This is a genomic window from Desulforhopalus glucosivorans, assembly GCF_054397165.1.
This window is the reverse complement of sequence record NZ_AP044854.1, coordinates 3,386,040-3,407,774: the sequence shown is the minus strand read 5'-3', so window position 1 is coordinate 3,407,774 and position 21,735 is coordinate 3,386,040. Positions and strand designations below refer to the sequence as shown.

24 protein-coding genes are annotated in these 21,735 nt (G+C 43.4%); 9 read left to right on the top strand and 15 right to left on the bottom strand.

The window, feature by feature from the left end:
- Positions 1–26 precede the first annotated feature (26 nt).
- On the bottom strand, positions 27–1,637 hold the full coding sequence (locus ACX6CI_RS14835) for a protein adenylyltransferase SelO (RefSeq protein WP_458774422.1): 1,611 nt from the start codon (positions 1,635–1,637) through the stop codon (positions 27–29).
- A gap of 241 nt (positions 1,638–1,878) precedes the next feature.
- Between ACX6CI_RS14835 and ACX6CI_RS14830 the strand changes: the two genes are divergently transcribed.
- The 5 genes from ACX6CI_RS14830 (at position 1,879) to ACX6CI_RS14810 (ending at position 6,007) form a co-directional block, all read left to right on the top strand.
- Positions 1,879–3,420: an aminotransferase-like domain-containing protein gene (locus ACX6CI_RS14830; RefSeq protein ID WP_458774421.1), complete on the top strand. Its 1,542-nt coding sequence runs from the start codon at positions 1,879–1,881 to the stop codon at positions 3,418–3,420.
- Between the two features lie 42 nt (positions 3,421–3,462).
- Complete coding sequence (locus ACX6CI_RS14825; RefSeq protein WP_458774420.1) at positions 3,463–3,696, top strand: hypothetical protein; 234 nt, start codon at positions 3,463–3,465, stop codon at positions 3,694–3,696.
- A 59-nt stretch (positions 3,697–3,755) separates the two neighbouring features.
- A complete protein-coding gene (locus ACX6CI_RS14820) occupies positions 3,756–4,532 on the top strand; it encodes an AraC family transcriptional regulator (protein ID WP_458774419.1) in 777 nt (258 codons plus the stop codon).
- 49 nt (positions 4,533–4,581) lie between these two features.
- On the top strand, positions 4,582–5,190 hold the full coding sequence (locus tag ACX6CI_RS14815) for a LysE family translocator (protein ID WP_458774418.1): 609 nt from the start codon (positions 4,582–4,584) through the stop codon (positions 5,188–5,190).
- Positions 5,191–5,299: 109 nt separating this feature from the next.
- A complete protein-coding gene (locus ACX6CI_RS14810; protein ID WP_458774417.1) occupies positions 5,300–6,007 on the top strand; it encodes a hypothetical protein in 708 nt (235 codons plus the stop codon).
- Positions 6,008–6,129: 122 nt separating this feature from the next.
- Here ACX6CI_RS14810 and ACX6CI_RS14805 read toward each other — a convergent pair whose 3' ends face one another.
- The 5 genes from ACX6CI_RS14805 to ACX6CI_RS14785 all read right to left on the bottom strand — a co-directional run bounded on the left by ACX6CI_RS14805 (position 6,130) and on the right by ACX6CI_RS14785 (position 9,335).
- Positions 6,130–7,041 carry a P-loop NTPase gene (locus ACX6CI_RS14805; protein ID WP_458774416.1) on the bottom strand — a complete coding sequence of 304 codons (912 nt, stop codon included), beginning with the start codon at positions 7,039–7,041 and terminating at the stop codon, positions 6,130–6,132.
- 50 nt (positions 7,042–7,091) lie between these two features.
- On the bottom strand, positions 7,092–7,403 hold the full coding sequence (locus tag ACX6CI_RS14800; protein ID WP_458774415.1) for a hypothetical protein: 312 nt from the start codon (positions 7,401–7,403) through the stop codon (positions 7,092–7,094).
- Positions 7,404–7,784: 381 nt separating this feature from the next.
- Positions 7,785–8,174 (bottom strand): DnaJ family domain-containing protein, encoded by a 390-nt coding sequence (locus ACX6CI_RS14795; protein WP_458774414.1) that lies wholly within the window; start codon positions 8,172–8,174, stop codon positions 7,785–7,787.
- Positions 8,175–8,222: 48 nt separating this feature from the next.
- The gene (locus ACX6CI_RS14790) at positions 8,223–8,882 is read right to left on the bottom strand and encodes an alpha/beta hydrolase (protein ID WP_458774413.1); all 660 of its coding nucleotides are present in this window, start codon (positions 8,880–8,882) and stop codon (positions 8,223–8,225) included.
- 66 nt (positions 8,883–8,948) lie between these two features.
- A complete protein-coding gene (locus tag ACX6CI_RS14785; RefSeq protein WP_458774412.1) occupies positions 8,949–9,335 on the bottom strand; it encodes a (deoxy)nucleoside triphosphate pyrophosphohydrolase in 387 nt (128 codons plus the stop codon).
- Between the two features lie 182 nt (positions 9,336–9,517).
- On the opposite strand from ACX6CI_RS14785, the gene ACX6CI_RS14780 reads away from it, so the two are divergent.
- Together ACX6CI_RS14780 and htpX are read left to right on the top strand one after the other, a co-directional pair.
- A complete protein-coding gene (locus tag ACX6CI_RS14780; protein ID WP_458774411.1) occupies positions 9,518–9,916 on the top strand; it encodes a GatB/YqeY domain-containing protein in 399 nt (132 codons plus the stop codon).
- 191 nt (positions 9,917–10,107) lie between these two features.
- Positions 10,108–10,938, top strand: coding sequence for a protease HtpX (htpX, locus tag ACX6CI_RS14775; RefSeq protein WP_458778474.1), 831 nt, complete (start codon positions 10,108–10,110; stop codon positions 10,936–10,938).
- 80 nt (positions 10,939–11,018) lie between these two features.
- Here htpX and ACX6CI_RS14770 read toward each other — a convergent pair whose 3' ends face one another.
- From ACX6CI_RS14770 to ACX6CI_RS14750, 5 genes are all read right to left on the bottom strand, one after another.
- Positions 11,019–11,852, bottom strand: coding sequence for a 50S ribosomal protein L11 methyltransferase (locus ACX6CI_RS14770; protein WP_458774410.1), 834 nt, complete (start codon positions 11,850–11,852; stop codon positions 11,019–11,021).
- Between the two features lie 30 nt (positions 11,853–11,882).
- Positions 11,883–12,557, bottom strand: a complete 675-nt coding sequence (locus ACX6CI_RS14765; protein WP_458774409.1) for a hypothetical protein — start codon at positions 12,555–12,557, stop codon at positions 11,883–11,885.
- A 315-nt stretch (positions 12,558–12,872) separates the two neighbouring features.
- Positions 12,873–13,340, bottom strand: coding sequence for an Lrp/AsnC family transcriptional regulator (locus ACX6CI_RS14760; protein WP_458774408.1), 468 nt, complete (start codon positions 13,338–13,340; stop codon positions 12,873–12,875).
- Between the two features lie 237 nt (positions 13,341–13,577).
- Complete coding sequence (locus tag ACX6CI_RS14755) at positions 13,578–13,874, bottom strand: hypothetical protein (protein WP_458774407.1); 297 nt, start codon at positions 13,872–13,874, stop codon at positions 13,578–13,580.
- Positions 13,875–13,876: 2 nt separating this feature from the next.
- Positions 13,877–14,278 (bottom strand): HEAT repeat domain-containing protein, encoded by a 402-nt coding sequence (locus ACX6CI_RS14750; RefSeq protein WP_458774406.1) that lies wholly within the window; start codon positions 14,276–14,278, stop codon positions 13,877–13,879.
- A gap of 115 nt (positions 14,279–14,393) precedes the next feature.
- On the opposite strand from ACX6CI_RS14750, the gene ACX6CI_RS14745 reads away from it, so the two are divergent.
- Together ACX6CI_RS14745 and ACX6CI_RS14740 are read left to right on the top strand one after the other, a co-directional pair.
- A complete protein-coding gene (locus tag ACX6CI_RS14745) occupies positions 14,394–14,861 on the top strand; it encodes an HAD family hydrolase (protein ID WP_458774405.1) in 468 nt (155 codons plus the stop codon).
- 204 nt (positions 14,862–15,065) lie between these two features.
- Positions 15,066–15,353 (top strand): hypothetical protein, encoded by a 288-nt coding sequence (locus tag ACX6CI_RS14740; protein WP_458774404.1) that lies wholly within the window; start codon positions 15,066–15,068, stop codon positions 15,351–15,353.
- On the opposite strand, the gene ACX6CI_RS14735 is transcribed toward ACX6CI_RS14740, so the two are convergent.
- The 4 genes from ACX6CI_RS14735 to ACX6CI_RS14720 form a co-directional block, all read right to left on the bottom strand.
- Positions 15,326–17,146, bottom strand: a complete 1,821-nt coding sequence (locus ACX6CI_RS14735; protein ID WP_458774403.1) for an ABC transporter ATP-binding protein — start codon at positions 17,144–17,146, stop codon at positions 15,326–15,328. The genes ACX6CI_RS14740 and ACX6CI_RS14735 overlap by 28 nt on opposite strands.
- A complete protein-coding gene (locus ACX6CI_RS14730; protein ID WP_458774402.1) occupies positions 17,143–18,954 on the bottom strand; it encodes an ABC transporter ATP-binding protein in 1,812 nt (603 codons plus the stop codon). The genes ACX6CI_RS14735 and ACX6CI_RS14730 overlap by 4 nt, the downstream gene beginning before the upstream one ends.
- A 201-nt stretch (positions 18,955–19,155) precedes the next feature.
- On the bottom strand, positions 19,156–19,761 hold the full coding sequence (locus ACX6CI_RS14725; protein ID WP_458774401.1) for a universal stress protein: 606 nt from the start codon (positions 19,759–19,761) through the stop codon (positions 19,156–19,158).
- A 196-nt stretch (positions 19,762–19,957) separates the two neighbouring features.
- Positions 19,958–21,343 (bottom strand): sigma-54 interaction domain-containing protein, encoded by a 1,386-nt coding sequence (locus tag ACX6CI_RS14720; protein ID WP_458774400.1) that lies wholly within the window; start codon positions 21,341–21,343, stop codon positions 19,958–19,960.
- Positions 21,344–21,735: the final 392 nt, after the last annotated feature.

The following is a 21,735-nucleotide window of genomic DNA, read 5'->3' as shown; positions in this document are numbered from 1 at the left end:
GAAATGAGCTTTGTGTACGACTTGACTTATGAACTGCAGGAAAGCATGGAGCATCCCGCCTTGTTTCTTGCCCATTCAGGCCTCTTTACTGCGTATTTCTCGTTCTCTGGCTGTTCATTATATGGGTATCGCAACACCTCAAGAAGTTCATTCACAAGTGAATTGTCCCCCAGTTCTGCCTTGTCAATTGCAAGTTGAGCAAGGTAATTTCTCAGCACATATTTAGGATTAGTGAGGTTCATAGCCTCCTTTCTCTGCCTGTTATTCTTGGGATCTTTTGTAAGACGATTCAGGTATTGACCAAGCCAACGATTTGTCTTTTCGATACATTCATTGCCTCGTTTTTCAGGGCTGTAATAGGCTTCATATAGAGGGTGGTCGGGACTTGCCGTATCTGTTGGATCTTCTGACTCAGGAACTTTAACAAGGTTTCTAAAGAAGATTGTCATATCAGTTTCCACTTCCTGGAGTATATCAATGAGATCACCAATCAGCGCGTCATCAGTCTCCTGATCAAATGTAGAGAGACCGAGTTTAGTAGCCATCATACTATTCCAGCCAAGCTGAAAACTAGTAGAGTAGGATTTCAGCACGTCCTCTATGGCCTCTTTGTCCTGAATAAGTGGGTACAGAGCATTCGCAAGCTGAAACAGGTTCCACTGGCCCATGTGGGGCTGATTACTGTAACTGTATCTTTTGCCATGGGCGTCTGTTGTATTTGGTGTCCAGTTGGCATCATAACCCTCAAGCCAACCGTATGGACCATAATCTATGGTCAGACCGAGGATAGACATGTTATCAGTATTCATAACTCCATGGACGAAGCCCACTCGCATCCAGTGAAGAATCATAGCAACAGTTGTATCGCAGATCTCCTGAAACCATTTGAGGTAGACAGTTTTTGAGGGAGCACCAAGGTGTGGGAAGTCGGTTCTGATCGTATAGTCAGTGAGTTGCTTTAGGAGTGAGAGTTCTTTTCTGGCAGAGAGAATTTCAAAGTTACCAAAACGAATAAATGAAGGGGATACTCTACAGACCACGGCACCCGGTTCATTTTTAGGATGACCGTTATAGAACATATCCCGCATTACTGATTCCCCTGTTGTGACAAGAGAAAGCGCCCTCGTGGTGGGTACGCCCAGGTGATACATAGTCTCGCTGCATAGAAATTCACGAACTGATGAGCGAAGAACCGCAAGACCATCGGCACTTCTTGAATAAGGTGTGGGCCCAGCGCCTTTGAGTTGTAATACCTGTCTGTTACCACTTTTTGTGATCACTTCACCAAGATTGATTGCCCTGCCATCGCCAAGTTGGCCTGCCCAACTGCCAAATTGGTGGCCGCCGTAGCACATGGCAAATGGTTCCATTCCGTCAAGCTGGGCATTACCTGAAAAGATTTCTGTAAAACGTTTTGAAGTACAACTAGGCACGGACAGACCAAGTTCGTCTGCCACCTCTTTACTGTAGGCGATAAGTTGAGGGTTGCTGACTTTTTTCGGCAGTACCTTTGAATAACAGGCGTGTTGAATTTGGCGAACATGGTTGCCAGGTTGCGTATCTCCAGGGAGTTCCCTAATAAAGCTATTATCAAATTCGAGTGTTTCCAAATCGGTTGCTGGTGCAATTGAATTCATAGATGACCTATTGATGTTGTTTGATCTGGCAAAAACAGATGTCCATCATGTCAACTTAAGCATCCTACATTGTGGTGCAAGGGTCTGGCTGTGACACTTTTTTGTTGACAGGAAATGCATAGGTACTGTATTGATACCGTATTGATATGGTTGTTTGGCGGTCGTATGCTGATAACTTCCATTGTTTTCACTATTTTTGACGTTTAAAAAGCTTGTTTTGTCTCACAGAAAGGTTGATGCAATGAATTACGCAATAGATAAAAAATCAGATGTTCCACTCTATGTTCAGATTAAATCTCTTATTGAAGAGTCTATAGAGACAGGGGCGTTAAAGCCAGGGGATAGGCTGCCGTCTGTAATTGATCTGGCGAAACGTATTGGTGTAACTCAAGCCACTGTGCGCAGGGCTTTGAAGGATTTACGAGTAACAGGGCACACGTCTTGTCATGTAGGTAGGGGCACTTTTGTGCAAAATCCAGACGATCAGCAAAGTGAGGTTGAATCAGGCGGACAGTTTTCACCTGACATTGGAACATCGCCTGTTGAGGCACAGAATAAATCTCTCGAATTTGCAGCAAGAAGGCTTCGGATGGGAGTTGGCAAGGCGCTCACTGACATTATGTCACTTGCAGCCAAACCGGGGATCCTTCAGATGACAAGAGGAGTGCCTGACACGCAATTTTTAGGTGAAAATTTTCTAGCCGAGGTTACCGAGGAAACAATAACACGGGATAGGGGGGCGCTGTATGAGCAGACTGATCCCCTTGGAAACTATGATCTTAGACAGGAAATAGCGTCAAGGTTTTCAGAAGAGAACGGTTTTGTGGGACCTGATCAGGTGCTTATCACCAATGGTTCCATGCAGGCAATTACACTTGTGGCCCAGTTAAATCTCGACATGAACTACAAGGTGTTGAGTGAAACCCCATGTTTTAAAGGGGTAACGGATGCCTTCACAGCACTTGGCCAGTGGGTAGAGACTGTTTCAGTCGATCACAAGGGAACCATGGCGCAGCTTCCAGTAAAAGGGGAGGGGCAGAATCCATACCTGTTGTATCTCTGTCCATATTCCCATAATCCTACGGGAGTTCACTTAAGTAGTGAGAGGTATAAGAGCCTTGTTGAATGGGCAAAGAAGAATTCCAGTATTCTCATAGCCGATGAACTGTTCAGGGACCTCAGTTTTACAGCTAAGGTTCAGCCAAGTCTCTATCGGGCTCTTGGGCCTGAGCAGACGATCATCATCAGTTCGTTATCAAAGTCGATTATGACGGGCCTAAGACTGGGGTGGATAATTAGCTCAAGGGAGCGTATCCAGCAGTTGGCTGGACTAAAGCGGCTCATGGACCATTCATGTCCAACGCTTATCCAGGGTATTGCACATACCGTTTTTACTTCGGGCAGGTATGACAGTCACACGGATAAGATGAGAGTAATCTATGCTAGACGCTGCGCGGTGATGATGGATAGTCTTGAGAAATATATGCCGGAAGGTGTGGAGTGGTCACGACCAGGTGGAGGTTTTTCACTGATGCTGACCCTTCCGAAAGGTTACTCAAGTGTTGCACTGTTTCTGGCAGCAGTTGAGAGGGGTGTATCGTTTCTGCCGGGACCACTTTTTGATATCGATCAACGTTTTGTCCACTGTTTCCGTATCAGTTATGCCTGGATTGATGAGGAGCAGATTAAAGAGGGTGTTGAGCTTCTTGCTGGTGCTGTGGAGGAACTGCTTCGTCGTCCTCCTGGGGATTCCGGTCTGAGTGGGCTGGGTAGCTTTTGTTAAAACAATAGGGAGTATTGAGACGGGAGAACAAATGGTGTAACTATGAATCCATTATTGATAGAAGTGATAATTAAGGAAAAGAAACTTGAGGCGGAGAAAAATGCAAACCATTGTCGATTGGTTAACCTCTACAACAGGGCAAATCCAGGCCTCATAGCTCGGACGAGTCTCCTGCTTGGAAAGTTTTTGGTCAGGATCGGGACAAGGCTTGAAAACAGTGCAAAAAGCAATCTGGCCATAAAAGAAGGGCTGTATCATGACCATCTTCAGTCCTAGGATTTACAAAGGAAAAAATCCGTACAATGGGTAGAGAACATTTTTTTAAGGACAGTCGTATGCCGTTTGCTGAATGCCGTTATTCAGCACGGAGTGCAGGGCAGTTTAAGCCACACATGCATAAAACATTTAGTGTGGGGGCTGTGGACCGTGGTGAAGTTGCATATACGGTGGGCTCTGAAGACAGTAGCCTCAAAAAGGGTTCCCTTGCTCTTATCAATCCAGAGGTTATTCACGCCTGTAATAGCGTGGGCACACGTGAGCGAAGCTATTATATGCTCTACCTCGATGTGGACTGGTGCCATCAGGTACAAAGAACATTATGGGATGTTCCAGCCTTCAGGAAAGTATCATCTGTTCGCCTTGATAGTCCAGGTTTGTATCAACGCTATATTTCGACCATGACACTCCTCATGGATAAGAAGAGTCATCTGTTGGAAAAAGAACAACAGCTCGTTGAACTTATGGTCTCAATTTTTCGTGTATCCTGTCAGGTGGGGCAGAAGTCGGTTGAGGTTACTGCCGGTATCGACGACCTGCGATGTAAGCTCGGCTCAAACCTACAGGATGACATCACACTTGAAAGTCTTGCTGTTGAGATTGGTGCAAACCCCTATACCCTGCTCAGGCAATTTAAAAAAGTCACAGGTCTTACTCCCCACGCCTACAGGATGAATTGCCGAATAGATCGAGCTAAAAAATATCTGCAGCGGGGCGCTGATATAGCAGAAACAGCACTAGAATGTGGTTTCTTTGATCAATCACACCTACACAGACATTTTAAGGCGATGACCACAATCACTCCATCCCAGTACCGTGTCAATTTTGTACAATAATTTTCCTGCATAGTTTTTTAGTATTCCCATTTTAACAATGGAGGATACTATGGAATTTCTACTACTTGCAGTGGCACATTTTCTGGCACTACTCAGCCCAGGACCAGATTTCTTTCTCATCCTGCAGGCAGCATTGCGTCTTCCCCTGCGTTATAGCCTTGCACTATGCTTGGGTATTGCAATGGCAAATGGTATCTATCTCGCCTTTGCCATCATGGGCCTCGAACTGGTCAGCCAGTCCGCTTTATTGCAGCAGGGGCTACATTACCTTGGAGGTGGGTATCTCATTTTTGTAGGGATCATGCTGATTCGCTCTTCCAGGCAATTTATCACAGTTGAGGGAACGTCTGGTTTTATGCACCAACAGAACCATGTAAAACAATTTTACCTGGGTTTTCTCTCAGGCATCCTCAATCCGAAAAATGCCATCTTTTACCTGGCAATATTTTCAACCATGGTATCCCCCGAAACGTCACTTTTTATAAGGAGTCTCTATGGGATCTGGATGGTGGGTGTTGTATTTCTGTGGGATGCAATGGTTGCAGCATTTGTTGGTCAAAAGGGAGTGAAAGATAAGTTAGGAGGAACCATGTACTATATTGAAAAGATGTCGGGGGTGATACTTGCATCTTTTGGAGTTCTCTTAAGTTTTTCTTGAGAAAACCGTAGTTTCACATGTCGATTTATTTGCACCACCATCATTTAAGAGTTACCTTTTAACTATGTGATGAGAAGCTGTTAATAATTGATGATGGAGCAGATACAAGATGATTGTACGAATTCTTATAGCGGGTTTTGCCTCGTTGGTTTCAGGTCTCAGTTATCTGACTGGTCTTGCACGTTTGATGACTGCATTGCTTGTAGGATTTGGGGCAGTAAGTTCTCTGTTTTTAGGCGGTCTGTTTTTATTGCCTGTTGATGCAGACAGGCTGGTTTTCCCAATCCATGAACAGGTACCTGCCTGGCCATATTTTGTCCTCGGCTTTATTCTTTTTGGCATGGTCGCAGGCCTGTTTCTTCTAAAGATAAAACAGGTGGAGTCAGAAGAGGCTTCTTCAGTACATTTTAAGTATTTGATTGGTGGAATTGGCGGCTACTTAACAAGTCTTTTTCTCTCCTCCATTTACTGGTTCCCTTCCGATGAAATGCGTCTGGCAGCAGATGCCTCGGCACTCAGTACAGAAGTACTCATTGGCACCATCATGTTTTTACTTGGTATTAGTGGTTCCTGTTATCTCTTTTACATGGCATCCAAAGGGAATAGTGATACCAATCCTGATCTTATGCGCAGGTTTGTATTGGCCTTTTTCACCTTCTTCCAGTTCGATAAGGTTCCACTTCTGGTTGCCTATCTTTTGATCTATGCGCCTGATACTGGTGTCATCTTTCCAAATATTGCAGCCCTTGCTCTTTCAGCCTATATTCCTGTGGCTGTTTTTCTTATTAAGGCTACCTTGGACTCTCGTGGGGAATAGGGAAATCAAACGTATAGTGCAAATGTAGTGTGTGGAGGGCGAGGCTAATCAAGCGGTATATTCTCACAGTAAATACAGAGAAACTATGAAAGAGCATAAAATATTACGAAGAATGTAAATGTTCACGCATTATTTGTGCTGTTGTGGAAACTGAAAAGATCAACCAGTTTCCCAAGTTTAGTTGCAGCACTTTTGAGTGCAATTGAGGATGGTGAGTCAGGATAAAGCTCTGATATGGGCAGGAACGTTTTAAGGGCCACCTGTACCTGAGGGTCATCCGGTATTTCACCTAATTCAGGGATGTCAATTCCAAGATATTTGTTGACCATCTTTTTCAGTTTACCCTTATTGAGCCTACCATTGTCGCTGTCTCTGTTGACGACCAGAAGTGGGTGAAAGTATTTCAATGCGTCCTGGGCCATGTCTCTTGCCCCTTCACTCGTTTGTTCGGCGAGGGTAAAGACTTCTCCTAGGGAGTTGAAATTGGTGGTTTTTAAGACAGTTGCAACATCACTTTTTGAAAGAAAACTGGTGAGCATCTTTCTGATGGTGGCCAGTTGAAGAAAATTATACAGATCCATAATAGAAGTTGGGTCCGGCAGGGTGACACAGATCTGTATGTCTGAGTGCATAAAAAAATCAAGAGCATGATAGCTTGTCCCTGCACCCACATCAAGAAGCACAATGTCAGCCTCTATATTGTCTATGGCTTTAAGAAGGCGGAGTTTTTCCTGGAAATTCATGTTGGCTGTTTGCAGCGTGTCGCCTGTGCCTGGAATCAGTTGTAGACCATTATGTGCATAAAAAGTGTGAGCTACATTCTGAATGTCTTCGACATTTCTGGTGATAAAATCTGTAAGGGTTTTTTTGGGTTGGAATAGTCCGAACAATATATGGGTGTCCGCTCCTCCGATATCAAGATCAACAAGGCATACTTTCTTACCGCTTTGGGCAAGTAACATGGCAAGGTTGGCCATAATCATGGTTTTGCCGACGCCACCCTTACCCGAGCCTATTGAAATTTTTATTGGCATATAATTCGTTTTTTTTGATGTATCCCGGCGTTCCTGTACCTTTGCCTGGATTAATTTTTTTGTCGGCGGAGCCTGATTTCATAAATTCGTTTGGCTCTTTTGATAATAGTTTGTAGTTCAGTTGTACTATTAAGGCTAGCGCTCCAGAGTTCCCAGCCTTCTTTTGAGCGAAGGACGATTTTGCCATTTTCACAGGACATTTTTGTGTCACTGAGGATACTGGCCTCTTCAGTTTCTTTAACTTTTGCAGGAATATGGATAACTTCTGCTTCTTTCTTATGCTGGATGCAGGCGGAGCAAAGTTCTTTTTCTCTGTTACCAAAGAGATTCAGAACTGTTCCACAATCGTTACAAAATCGCATAAGTTGTCATAGAAAAAGGGTGAATTGAGCTATCAACACGTAGTTTAGACTTTGCTTCTTATTGAATTTTATCAAAGAAAAACCCATCCGTCATTTTTCTACGCAATTTTTTCGGGAAACTGTCTACTTTTCGGCATAATTACCGAAAATATTAAGTTTCTATAGAGATCAAACTATTGAGATAATATGGAAAAAGTCTATGTCGCTAATTTGTGGTCGTTTTAGCTGGGATATATTAGACCTCTTGTGGAGGAAGTACAAGAGGTCAGGGAGTGGAGTGGCCGGGAGGAGGAAGGTACTAATATCTCTCAGCGAAGTTTAAAACGCCGAAGGGGTATTTTCTAGCGCCCATGACGATACGAGGTTGAGTACAAAATTTCCTTACTGTTTACTGGCCTTTGTTTTCACCGAAATTTTTTCGACAACCTTTCGGTAATAGTCGTCCTGGGCAGCAATGTTTGAGCTAAAAGATCGTTTTTCTTCTACTTTCATAAGAAGAACATTGAGTTTCTTCATCTGCCTGAGTCGCTCATGCTCATCTTCTGTCGCGGCTATGAGATCTTCAATACGTTTAATTTCTTTACGATCCTCCACTTCAGGTGGAAGATAACCACTGTTTTTTAGCATCTTATAAGCGATCTTCAGGTCTTCGGGGACGAGGTGATCGTCTTCAAGTGGTAGAGGCTTATTCTTCCATTTAGAAGAGTTTAAGTCACCTTCTTCCATGGCCTTTAATATCTTCTGTTCTGCAATAGATGTAAGAAAATCCATTGAATGTATCCTTTTTGGAGTGCAGCTTTGGCTGCTCTTCGTATGTTGCTAACTGATTACGCTCTGTAGCCATTTAGATATGTCACCTATCTGCTCGGGGCAGACTGAGTGTTCCATGGGGTAGGTAGTATACTCTGGTGAATACCCTTTGGAGTTGAGGTCATCAATAGCTTTTCTGGCAAGTAGTTCAGGGACAACCGGATCGTGTTGGCCATGCTGGACCGCAATGGGGATTGATTTGTTTTCATCACTCAAGCTCAAAATATCGGAAGTTGCAAAATAAGTGGACATTGCAAGCAGACCTGCGAGAGGTTTGTTGTAGCCAAGGGCAAAATGATAGGCCACCGCACCCCCTTGGGAAAACCCCGCAATAACAATTTTCTTGCTGTCAATGCCTCTTTCGATTTCACGATCAACGAACTTTTCAATTTGATCAGATGATTCAATGAGACCATCGGTATCAACCTTTCTGTCGATATCCATTTCTAATATGTCATACCATGCAGGCATAACGAAACCACCATTTACGGTGACAGGAATTGATGGCGCATGGGGAAAGAGAAAACGAACAGAGAGTTCCTCTGGTAAGCGTAACTCAGGGACGATTGGTGCAAAGTCATTGCCATCAGCGCCAAGGCCGTGGAGCCATATTACTGAGCAGCTGGGATTTGGTCCGGTTTCAGTTTCTATTGCTGGTAGGAGTGTCATATATGTTCCATGGGGTTAGGTCGAGAAGGATTGGTATTCAATTACTATAGATCCTAATAAGATAAGTTATCTTTTTAGTTTGCCCAGTTTTTTTACGATGGGGATGTCCGCAGGAGCCCAGTTGACGCTAAGGATCTGGTCAGTGCTGAGCCACCTGATCTCGTCATGGTCATTGAGGGAAAAAGAACCCTTATTATACTCGACTAAATAACAGAGCAGTCTGACATGCTTGGTGCCATAATTGTAGCATGATTCAGCAAAAAAAGAGCCAATTACAGAATCAATCCCCAGTTCTTCTTTTAACTCTCTTTGCAGGCACTCCTCAGGGCTTTCACCCAGTTCAATCTTTCCGCCTGGAAATTCCCAGAAGCCTTCCATATGAGAACCCGGTTTTCTGCGTGCAGCGAGAGTCTGTCCATCTCTTTGAATAATAGCTGCTGTGACGTCTAACATTTTGTGTAATGAAAATTAAAATTTTAGTTTTGTGACCATAAATCGGTTCGACAAATACATTTGTGTTCTAAATTTGCTGTTGTAAATCCTTCGTAAATGGTATCTTAGAAGTCTTTTACAGGTACGATTACAATACATTTATATAACATATTTATATAATACTACAGTTTGTTGGAGAAGAAATGAGTTTACAGAAACAGATGCACACTGATTTGATCACGGCAATGAAGGCAAAAGATACTGAGAAGAAAGAGGCTGTTCGTATCATCATGGGGGAGTTCGGTCGTCAAAATGAAAAAGAACTCAGTGATGATCAGGTGATCGCAATCATTAAAAAACTTATAAAATCTGAGCGGGAATTACTTGCTGCAAAGGGTGAAGAAGAGTCCGCTTATATCAAGGTGCTTGAGAGCTATCTACCCCAGCAGGCAACAGAGGAAGAGATTCGGGCCTGGATTGAGGCTAATATCGATTTTTCCGCCTTTGGAAATTTTATGCAGGCCATGAAGCCGGTTATGCAGCATTTTGGTGCAGCAGCTGAGGGAAATCTTGTTAAAAAAGTACTGCAAACGTTTAAGTAGTCGGTAGCCTATATTTAAAATATTCTAAAAAGAAGATGTAAAGCTTGTGGCGGACAAAAGGATGTTTAAATTAACCAAATGTAAATTAAAGGGTTCTGCCTGAGGGAGTTATGGAATACTCAGCAGAGTAGATAGAGACGAAAAAATGGAGGATTAACGTGTTACGAATTGTGCTGTTTCTTGCCACAAATATGGCTATTCTGGTCCTGCTTGGCATTGTAATGACTGTTTTCGGGATTGATAGTCGTTCTACTTCCGGCTTACTTCTCATGGCAGGCGTTTTTGGTATGGGAGGTTCTTTTATTTCCCTTGCCATGTCTAAGTGGATTGCAAAAAAATCTACCAAGGCTCATGTCATTGAGACACCGAGCAATCCCACTGAGAAGTGGCTTTACGAGACTGTGCAGCGCATGGCAAAAGAGGCTGAAATTGGAATGCCTGAAGTGGCCATGTATAATTCACCGGATATGAATGCCTTTGCTACAGGTATGAATAAAAATAATGCTCTGGTTGCCGTTTCTACAGGGTTACTGCAAAATATGTCAAAGGATGAGGTTGAGGCTGTTCTGGCCCATGAGATCACCCATGTGGCTTGTGGAGACATGGTGACTCTTTCTCTTATCCAGGGCGTACTGAATACCTTCGTTATTTTCCTATCCAGGATTGCTGCAAATATTATCGACAATTTTCTGAGCGGTGATGAGGAAGGAGGCGGGCTTGGATTCATGGGTTATATGGCTGTAACTATTGTCTTAGAACTTGTTTTGGGGCTCTTCGCTTCCATTATTGTCATGTGGTTTTCAAGAAAAAGAGAATTTACTGCTGATAAGGGTGCAGCCTTTCTGACCAGTAAGGAAAAGATGGTGAGTGCTCTAGAGCGGTTGCAGGCTAGTCACGAACCTTCGCAGTTACCTGATCAGGTTGCAGCCTTTGGTATTCGTCCTAAAGAGGGTGGTTTGGCTAATCTGTTTAGAAGCCATCCTCCACTTGAGGATCGTATAGCAGCCTTACGCAATCTTTAAAAATACTGGTACAACAACGTAAAAAAGCGCCGGGCTCTAATGCCCGGCGCTTTTTATTTGTGCTGAGGGTACTTGTCTTGTTACTGAGTAATACCAAGTATCGTGTGCCAGATCTCACCCTCTCCCCAGCGTTTGAGGATAAGAACCGGTTGATCTTTTAAAAATGAGAGAATTTTATCGGCCTCACTTGTGAGCAGACCTGAGAGAATAAACCACTTCTGCTTGTAAAACCCTTCCTGCTTGACCAACTCTTTCATCACATCGTAATGGATATTTGCCACCAGCAGATCGGTTATGGATGAGAGGTGTTCCTCCGCCTTACCGTTTACAACAAGTATCTGCTTATCCAGACCATTGATTGAAACATTGGTGCGCGCTGTTTTGGTAGCAAGGAAGTTGTAATCCACAGCGAGAACTTTTTCACATCCCAGCTTTGCTCCTGCAAGGGCCAGTACACCAGTTCCTGAACCGAGATCGAGCATACTCTTGGTTTTACTCCCATTACAGGCAATTTCCATGGCCTCAAGACAGGCCTGAGTTGTGGGGTGCCCGCCATTGCCAAAGACCACGCCGGAATCAAGGGTAATTGCGATTTCGTTTTCGCCAGGGGAGGCTTTAATCCATGTTGGGTTGAGGAGAAAACGACCTATACGGATGGGTTCGACACTGCCCCCCTGCCACTCACCATAGCTCATCTCATATTCATCAACGAGAGTAAAGTCAGGAAAGGAGCTAAGGACTGTTTTGACGACTTCTGCTGCCGGTTGGGTGAAGAATAAAAAACTAAAATTATCTTCAACCCAGTTACCGATAAAACCTGAGTGATCAACCCGGTGGTGAGCTGGAATTATCCCTTCAATATAGTATATAAAGAGCTGGGTGTCGGGTCGTAATAGTTGAGGCGTCTGTTCCATATTCAACAATAGGGATTGGGACGAAAAATTTTACAGAGAACACGCTGAAAGAAAACTCTGCATACCGGTTAACATCTGACTTACTTTACCAGGGGTGACTTCCTCCGTTTTGCCAGCTAAGGCGGCATCATAGAGTTCAAGCCAGGCTATTATCTGTTTGTTTTCCTGGCGTTCGTACACCTTCTTTTTGTACGCTTCCCCAGTGAGCTGTATACCTTTTTTGGCAACCGCCTTACCCTGGATCTCATTGTGCAACTTGATCTCAGCCTTCAGGCAGAGGCAGCGGAGCAGTTCATCAAGAATACTGCCCATCATAATAGTAGCGGCACTATTGTTTTTAAGGTCCGCTTGAGCTTTTGCCATTTTCAGCATGTCACTTAGGATGTCCTTGGTGACCGCACCCCGGGTGGTCTCAAGCCAGTCACCCTCAATATCTTTTTGACCAGCCTTTATGATTGCAAGTCCTCTTCGTGTTCGACTGGCAGTGGCGTGGGTTACTTCTGCCTTAAAGCTTTCATAGTATGTGCTATGGTTGCCAAAGACCCTGCTCAGGTAGGAGAGTGCAGAAATTCGAAATTCGTGGAATTTTTGTTCACTGACCAGTGGATTGGAATTGCTGGTGGTCGCCGTTTCGGTTTCTAAAACCTTATCACCCTGTCTGATAAGTGCTGATGCCTGTCCCTTAAGATCTTCTCGGTTTTTCATGGTACGTTCGACTCTGTGAAAGATTAAATGCAATACAACCTATATTTTACCTGTTCTAGCTGTGAGAAAAGTAATTATCACGGTACAACAGTGGTCACTGTAAAATGTAAGTATAATATAAAAGTTTCTCCCATATACCCCGATATGGGAAAATTATCACCTGCAGAATGTGCCCCTTCTGGATGTTTCTCGGAATAACTCTTTTGTTCCAGTAGTTAGCGCTTTATAAATTCATCCTTTGATTTTGCTTAATGAATTTATCATGATCTTTCTTCAAATGTATCAGGTTTACATATATGATTGAGGAGGGGCGAGTTACTTGTCTCCTGAGAAATTCAGTGAAGTACTGTTTTTGATGGTTTCAAGAATAAAGGAGGTTTTAACATTCTGAATCCCTGGTATCCCTGAAAGCTTATTATTAACAAAATCAGTGTAGCTGTTCATGTCTTTGACAACAACCTTGAGCAGGAAGTCCACTTCTCCGGTGAGCTGGTGGCACTCAAGTACTTCTTCCATCCCTGTGAGTCGATTGACAATATTTTCAAGCGAGGGCGTCTGGTGGTGGCTGACACAGACCATAACAATGGTCTGTATTTCAAAACCGGTCTGTTTTCGATCGAGTATCGCTACATACTTATCTATGACCCCCGATGATTCCAGGCGCCTGACGCGCTCAAGGACCGCAGGTGGTGATAAGCCAATCTCTTGCGCGAGCTTAGAGTTGGTAATACGCCCGTTATCTTGCAAAATGGTCAGGATTTTTTTGTCTGTATCGTCAATCATTATATGATAAAAATTAGGTTATATGTTGATGGTCATTATAAATAGTAGCTTTTTTTCTCTAAATACGAAAGATTTTTAGTGCCTTATGAATTCATTCCCGGCTTTTTGGGGATGAGTTAGGTGAAGGCACTTACACCCCTCAAGGGGGTACTGAACTGAGTCCCGGTCTCTCTTGCTGTTAGCCGGGGTTAGTGGTTGCTCAATAGGTAGCGGTCATCTTTTTTTCCAAAGTCTAATTTAATCTTTTTTTCCCTCATCCACATCCTTAACCTCTTCATCCGGAATATCAACATCATAGAGTTGCTTAGCTGCCAGGAGTAAAAAAGGAATGGTCATAACAGGCGCCGCAGTAGGGCCCATTTGAAAAAGATCCTGCAGGACCTGATTTGGTGGATTCAGACCGGGTAATAGGTACTTAAGTGTGCAGTAGGTAGCTATGGCACAAAGAATACTGACCCACCACGGAGTACGTCTTTTTGACTGATTTGTCTGCTCTTCTTCGACTATTGTGTCCTGTTGTTTTTCTTCATCCATTGTCATATATCGCCTTCGAGGACAAGCTCTACCATCTCACGAACCTGGGGGTTGGGGTCATTTCTTTTCTGTTCAACGGCTTTACGCGCCTTAGGACTATTGATTATTCCAAGTAGAGAAACAGCTTCTCCACGGTATAACGGCTCTTCAGCATCAAGAAGAGGGAGTAGGGAATCCAGTGCTGTTTCCAGTTCAGTCGGTTGAATTATTTTAAGCTCTTCAAAGAGTACGGCCATGCCCAGACGGACATTAAACCGTTGGTCTTTTAGAATGTCTCCACTCCATGAGTAATATCTCGGATCCTGACGAAACATTGCCACAATATTATCGATATGACCCATTTCAAGAAAATCAGCGATTACATTTTTTAATTCTTCATCGCTTACTTCATGATTTTTCTGCATTGAAGTTGTACCTTTGTGTTTGTTAATAAGGTGAAACTACAGTGCATCTTCTTTGCGCCCAAGGCAAGATAAAAAACAGTAATAGAAGGTTATTACACTTTACAGGTAGAAAAAAATGATCGAGATAAACTTTTCTTCTGACAGAAACCTCATAATTGATCATCTGGTTCTTGATTATAATGGGACCCTTGCCCTCGACGGGGAATTGATAGAAGGAGTTACAGAACGCTTACAACAACTGTCTCAAAAAATACAGCTCCATGTACTGACGGCAGATACCCACGGAACTGTGCGCCAAAAGGTAGAGGGGCTTGTTTGCTTAGTTCATGTCATTAGTGAAGGGCAGGAAGATGTTCAAAAAGCTTCGTATCTTGAAACTCTAGGTCCACATTGTGCTGCTATTGGCAACGGTAGAAATGATGGCATGATGCTTAGAGCAGCGTCCGTTGGTATTGCTGTGCTCCAGATAGAGGGGCTGTCACCCACAGCAATGCACGGTTGTGACGTTATGTGTAAGGATATAAATGACGCTCTTGATCTGTTGCTTACTCCTAAACGCTTAGTAGCCACCCTTCGAAATTAGGTTGTTTATCTCACTTTTTTAGTGGGAAATAAATGAACTGGTGTGCAAAATATTCCCATAAAAACTTCGGCTCATTGTAACATCATCAGACCAACCCATTGAAAACATGTGAGAAAAATTCTTATATGTGTCTGGCATACTCTCTGCACATTCTTTATTAGTAACGTGGGGGATGATTATTGCGAAAAATAAGGGGGGAATGCTATGAGTACCATTGTATGGAATCTGATTTTGCCGGTATTGATTATTTTATCAACGGCTACACCGGGTGCAGGGAAGTATTTTGTTGAGGATCCCATTGATGAGGTCGTTGAGTTGTCTGCCCTTGCTGGGGCAGGACCTTTTGTCACAGGGACTCTACTTGACCATTTACCCGATGGTGCACGCTCTGTAACCATTGAAAATACACAGTACTTTGTTTCAAGCGGTAACTGGTTTGTGGCGATTTTTGAGGGTGGAATCCATTATATGGTTGTCCTGGCTCCTGTATAAATCTGTTCCTCTTCAAGGTCCATTGCCACAAGTGTTGAGTAGTGGCCGTTTAACGAGACGAGTTCTTCATGGGTGCCGAGTTCTACAATGGTACCATGGTCCATTACCACGATCTTATCTGCACGTTTGATCGTTGAAAGTCGGTGGGCAATGACCAGGCTGGTTCTGCCGGTAAAACTATCAGTTATTGCTGATTCAAGGATATTTTCAGATTCAGTATCGATGGCTGCTGTCGCCTCATCTAAGATGAGAATTGCAGGGTTACGACATAGTACCCGGGCAAAGGCAAGCAGTTGTTTTTCACCTGTTGAAAGGCTGACACCTCCCTCCCCAATCATAGTATCAAGACCGTCAGACAATCTGCTACTGAACCTGTCTATTCCAGTCTGTAACAATATCTGTTCTACTGTTTCCCTGTTACACCCTGTGTCCATAACAATATTGGCAAATAGTGTGTCTTGAAGGATAAAGACATCTTGGAGAATTACGCCAACCATTTGACGAAGATCACTAAGAGCAAGATCACGGATATCATGGCCGTCTATGGTTATTTGTCCACTCTGGGGCTCGTAAAAGCGAAGGAGGAGATTGACAAGGGTTGTCTTTCCAGAACCGGTGGTACCAACAAGTGCTACTGTTTGGCCCGGTTGAAGAGAAAATGAAATATCTTGAAGTATTGGAGATTGTGGTTCATAGCTAAAGTGTATGTTGTTGAATTCCAGCAGGCCTTTTGGTGCTGTAATTTTTTTTGGTGCAGGGATTTCTTTAATGCCGCTTTTGGTGTCAAGTAACTGAAATATGCGTTCAGCTGAGGCCATGGCTGACTGCACAACAGAATATTTTTGGGACAGTTCCCTTAGCGGTTGGAAAAAGAGGCGCATATAGGAAATAAAGGCCACAAGTTCACCGAGCGTTAAGCGATCCCGAAGTATTTCTCCCCCTCCGTACCAGAGAATAATTGCCACTGCTGCAGAACTCATAAACTCTGTGAGCGGCATAAAAGCTCCAAAGAGTTTTATTTGTCTCAGGGTCTTTTGAAGATAACCTTCTGTCAGTTCCTCAAAGTTATTCTTACACTGTTGTTGTTTGTTGAAAATCTGAAGTATAGAAATGCCGGCAAGGGTTTCAGATAGATATGAATTCATCTGGGCCAGTTTTGTTCGGATCTCCCTAAATCTCTCCCGTGCAAGTTTTGCAAAAATTATGGTTATGGAAAGGGCAATTGGTACAAAGCATGCCATGATCGTGGCTAGCCTCGGGTTCATATAAAACAACAGGGCTAGGATACCTGCAAGGCGGAGAAGATCGTTAAAAAGAGTCACAATAACAGAGGTGAACATCTCGTTCATGTTCTGTATATCATTCGTCAGTCTGGTAACAAGTTTTCCTGTGGGATTACTGTTGAAAAAGGTGAGATCGAGGGACAAGGTATTACTGAAAAGACGTTGACGCACCGTGTGCATGACCGATTGACCAACCCATTCAAGGGTGAGTATCTGACTGAATGTGGCAAAAAAGACGATGATAATAATGACGCCATATTGCATGGTCGTTTGGCTAAGGCCTGCCAGACGCTGGTTTTGGGCCAGGTCAACTGCGGTTATGTAATTGTCGATTGCTGTCTGCACAAGATATGGTAGTGCAAGGGTACAGGCCGTTATTAAAAATGAAATGAGCACTGCCGCAATAAGACCTAGCTTATACGGTGCTGAAAAGCGAATGATTCGCTGCCACAGTCGAAAATCACTGAGAGATCCCTGCTGTCCCTTCTCGCTATAACCGTAATTTCTCATAGGACGGAAGACTCCAGGGAATCGTTGTTTTTCATCTGTTTTTCATGCATGATTTGATACAGGGGGCTTTTGCTGAGCAGGTATTCGTGGCTTCCCTGGAATTCAATCTCACCCTCTTTGAAGATGGTTATACGATCAGTCATGGAAAGTAGTTTAATGCGGTTAGAGACAATTATTACTGTTTTATTGGCAAGATGTTTTCTAATTCCGCTGAAGACATCGTGTTCTGTCGAGACGTCCACAGCGGATAGCCCGTCGTCAATAATGATTACAGGACGGTCACAAAGAAGAGCTCTTGCAAGGCTCAGTCGTTGGCGCTGTCCTCCTGAAAGTTTTACTCCCCGTTCACCAATAAGGGTGTCGTAGCCGTCCTTAAACTCAAGTATGTCTTTGTGGATGGCAGCATTTATTGCAGCCTGGGTGATCTCTTCACGCGAACTCAGAGGACTGCCAAGACCAATATTTGCGGCTATGGTGTCGGAAAAAAGAGTCGGTTCTTGACTAACATAACCAATATGGGAGCGGATATAGTCGATGGAAAGTGTATTCACATCGGTTCCAGAGAAATAGAGCATCCCATCATCTAGAGGATAGACCCGGGTGAGAATTTTGCAAAGTGTTGACTTTCCAGAGCCTGTTCTTCCAGTTATTCCGTACACGCCTGGAGGAAAATTAAGTGATACATTTGACAGTGCGGGGTGTAGGGATGAATTGTAACTAAAAGAGAGATTTTTTAGAGAAAAATCAACAGTTTTAAGGCTTGGTGTGCTTTCAGAGTTAGGACGATCAATTAGGTCAGGTGTGGCCTTTAAAATATGCTGAATCCTACCAAGTGATGTGAGGCCGCGCTGGGCAAGGTTGGCAACCCAGCCGATGGCCATCATTGGCCAGATTAACATATACAGATAGGTGATAAAGGCTACAAAATCGCCAAGGCTGATTGTGGAGGAGATGACAAGTCGTCCACCAAAAAAGAGAATCATGAGCATGCCGCAGCTACCAACCAGGCTTGCAAGGGGAGTGATCAATCCCTGGATTTTTGCAACATTGATATTGGCTTTTGCGTAATTTCTACCAAGCACATTAAAGCGTGATTCCTGAAAATTTTCCATTGTGTAGGCTTTGATGAGGTCAATGGAAAGCAGTGTGGAGCGTGAGAACTCTGTCATACTGGAAAACTGTTCCTGCACAGTTGCAAAACGTTTATGCAGTTTGCCAGAGAGAATTCGAGTGGATATTGCTAGAATCGGCATGGGGAGAAGAGCAAGTCCCGTGAGCGCAGGGTCAATAGCCAACATGAAGCCGATGGCTGCAATACTCATAACAAGGGCATCTACTGCGGCAACCAGGCCCATGCCGCAAGCCATCTGTACTGAGGAAAGATCATTGCCAAGGTGGGCCATGAGGTCGCCGGTTGAGTGCTTTTCAAAAAACTGGGCGTCCATTTTGATAATGTGATTAAAAAGCCGGTTACGGATAGCTCGTTCTAGTAACCTGGAAAAACCTATAATAAGGTAGCGCCAGGAGAAACGAAGTAGAATAACGAGTATCGCTATGCCAAGTATAATAAGGCCGATCTGGAGCAGGTTCCCCTGATCAATAGTTTGCTCTGACAGACCATCCACAGCACGTTTTATCAGCCTTGGAATAGTGAGCTGCAGGAGGTCGACCAGTAAAAGGGCTGCAAAGCCTATAAGAAGTCGGTAGCGATGCGCCTTGAAAAGAGGGCCGAGTAAGGCTTTAAGCTCACTTGCCGTTATCTTTTTAGAACTATCCTTTTCTTTCTTGGATGAAAGTCGGGTTTTCAAATGATGGTCCGTAGAAGTTGTTAAGAGAAAAGAAATTATATCGTTAAGCTAAAGAAGATAAGTAAAAGCTGGCAGGATGTCACTGTGATTTTTGTTAAAGAGATTACTTCCCTTAGAAAAAGAGGGGTGATTGAGCATAAAAAAGGCCCTGTTTTACAAGGAAAGTAAAACAGAGCCAAAGTGAGGTCGCTAGTTTGTTTCTTAAACCTGGCTGCGAAGCTGAGGGGAGAAAATTGGCAGAAACCATTTTGATTGTTTCTTTCGCTCACCTGGCAACGGTACGACAGTGACAGGCACCTTAGATCGCTTCATGACCCTTTTCGAGAGGGTTGTTGTGAAGTTAAAATATGGTTTTTCATGGGCTCCCATGACGATGAGATCACAATCCTCGGTAACAGATGCTTTAAGTATCTGCTCTTCAATGTTACCGTATACAACCTTGTCGGTTATAGAGAGTCCTAGCTGGTCAGGACAGAGGCCATCTTCTAAACCAAGTTGCTGACGGATAAAACTCTGACGATTTCTACGTGCCATTTCATCTAGGGCTTTTTGGGTTTCCCGTTGACGAATTTCCTGTTGCATCTCTTTTGTTAAATAGGTCTTGATGGTCAGGTATGCATCATCAGAATATTTATCAATGACGTTTAAACAGATGATGTCAGCATCAAACTGCTGAGCAAGGTAGAGTACATACTGATACACTTTTGGAGCTGATTGAGTTAAGTCAGTCGCATACAGTATTCTGCGTATATGATTTTTGTTTTCGGACATTTTTGGCACGCTATGATGAGTTATGTTCTGATTCATGATGGATCCTCACTTAAAGTAAATTAACTACAGTATTCTATGTGTAATTTACTTTGCAGAAGTCGTGCCAGGATAATAAAGTGTTTAATTGCAGATGGTTGTGTTGGATTTGTCCCGGCTGTCGAAATGCTGTCATGCGAATATGCGACTTGTGATGCAATTATGCATATCGGGGTCGGGTTGCGAAATGAACTGGTTAGAGTTTTCTCGAAAGAGTGGACTGGTGTACTCCTAATATTTTTGCGGCTTCGGCCTGGTTGCCGCATTGCTGTATGGTTTTCTTAATTATGTCCTGTTCAAATTGTGATACCTGTTCATTCAGGGTGCCTGCGTATTGTGATCTTATCTGGGGTGTATCATCTTCTTTAGTTGTGGCCCATTCCTGAACATGGGACGCATTAATTTCACCACCTCCGGTAACAATTAAAAGTCTCTGAATAAGCAGAGATAGTTCCCGCACATTACCTAAGAGTGGTAGTCGTTCCAACGTGTTAAGGGCCGTATGAGATAGTGTGGCTGTTAAGCCGAAGCGGGTGGAATATTGTTCTAAAAAAAAACGGGCGAGGACTGAAATTTCTTCTCTGCGTTCACGTAAGGGGGGTAATTGGATGGGCATACCATTGAGGCGATAATAGAGGTCATTTCTAAATAACTTATTTTCCATCATTGTTTCTAAACAATTATTTGTCGCGGCTATCACGGTGCAGTCAACATTAATTGGTACTGTCCCACCAACTGGATAGATCTGCTTTGTTTCAAGAAATTGTAATAGTTTCACCTGCAGTATATATGGGAGTTCACTGATTTCATCAAGAAACAGGGTTCCTCCGTCGGCTGCAAGAATTCGCCCTTTTTTTCCTGCTGCGGTTGCTCCGGTAAATGCACCTTTGGTATGGCCAAATAGTTCAGATTCGACAAGCTGGTCAGGTATCGCTCCACAGTTTATGGCGACAAATGGCCCTTCTCTTCTTGACGATCGGTCGTGAATAAAACGGGCAAACATGGTTTTGCCGACTCCGGATTCACCGGTTAGCAGTACTGGGATAGGAAACTTCGCAACCTGGAGAGCCAGGTTAAGCTTACTCTTCATTGCATTGCTTTTTACAACAATGCCGTTAAGGGTATATTGTCCTGTCTCTGCATCTAAGTGCTCGTCCTTTGTGTCGGCATTAATAGTTAATTCAACAGACTTACTGGAGTCTTTTTCCAGAAGGGATTGTAGGGACATGTCCCGATCGTTAAAAAGAACATAACGGATTTCTCCATTGTCACCAAAAATTGGTGTTCCGGTGGAAAGAATAGACTTTCCTTTTTGGGTAGTCTGGACAACGGACATCGTTTTTCTCTTCTGTATGACACGCTGAAACAGGTTAGGAGACCATGCTCCCTGCTTCACAAGTTCTAATACATTACATCCAAGGACCTCTGAGACTGGTATCTGAAATATTTTACTATAGGTGGCGTTCAGTGCGACAACACGACCGGTGGAATCAGTGAGGAGCACACCGTCGGTACCATACTGTAATAATAACTTGGCAAACTCGGTGATATCAATACTGGGGAGTATATGTTGAAGCGGCATTGGTGAGGTCCAGAAAAGAGATTAGGCTAATTGAATACTAGATAATGCAAAAGAACACTTTTTTTCGCAGTTAGTCAATTGGGAGTGTGTTTTTCATTGTTTTTCATTCATCTCTGTCTATTAATAGATTGTTTGTTTCATACTGTATCAGATTTGACAACTCGTACGCAAATGAAACAGTTCTGTAGCTTATATTTCGGTTTTGTTTAACCTGTTAATAATATATTGAAATATTGATAAAATGACTTGTGCTTATATCGAAAATGTCTATGGGTGTAAATAGATTAACTGGGAAACTTAATGGGCTGTGTGTAATATATTTGGAGAAACGTATCCTGTGCATATAGAAACATATTCTGATGTTTATAGTAGTTGGATTAGTTGTAATGGAT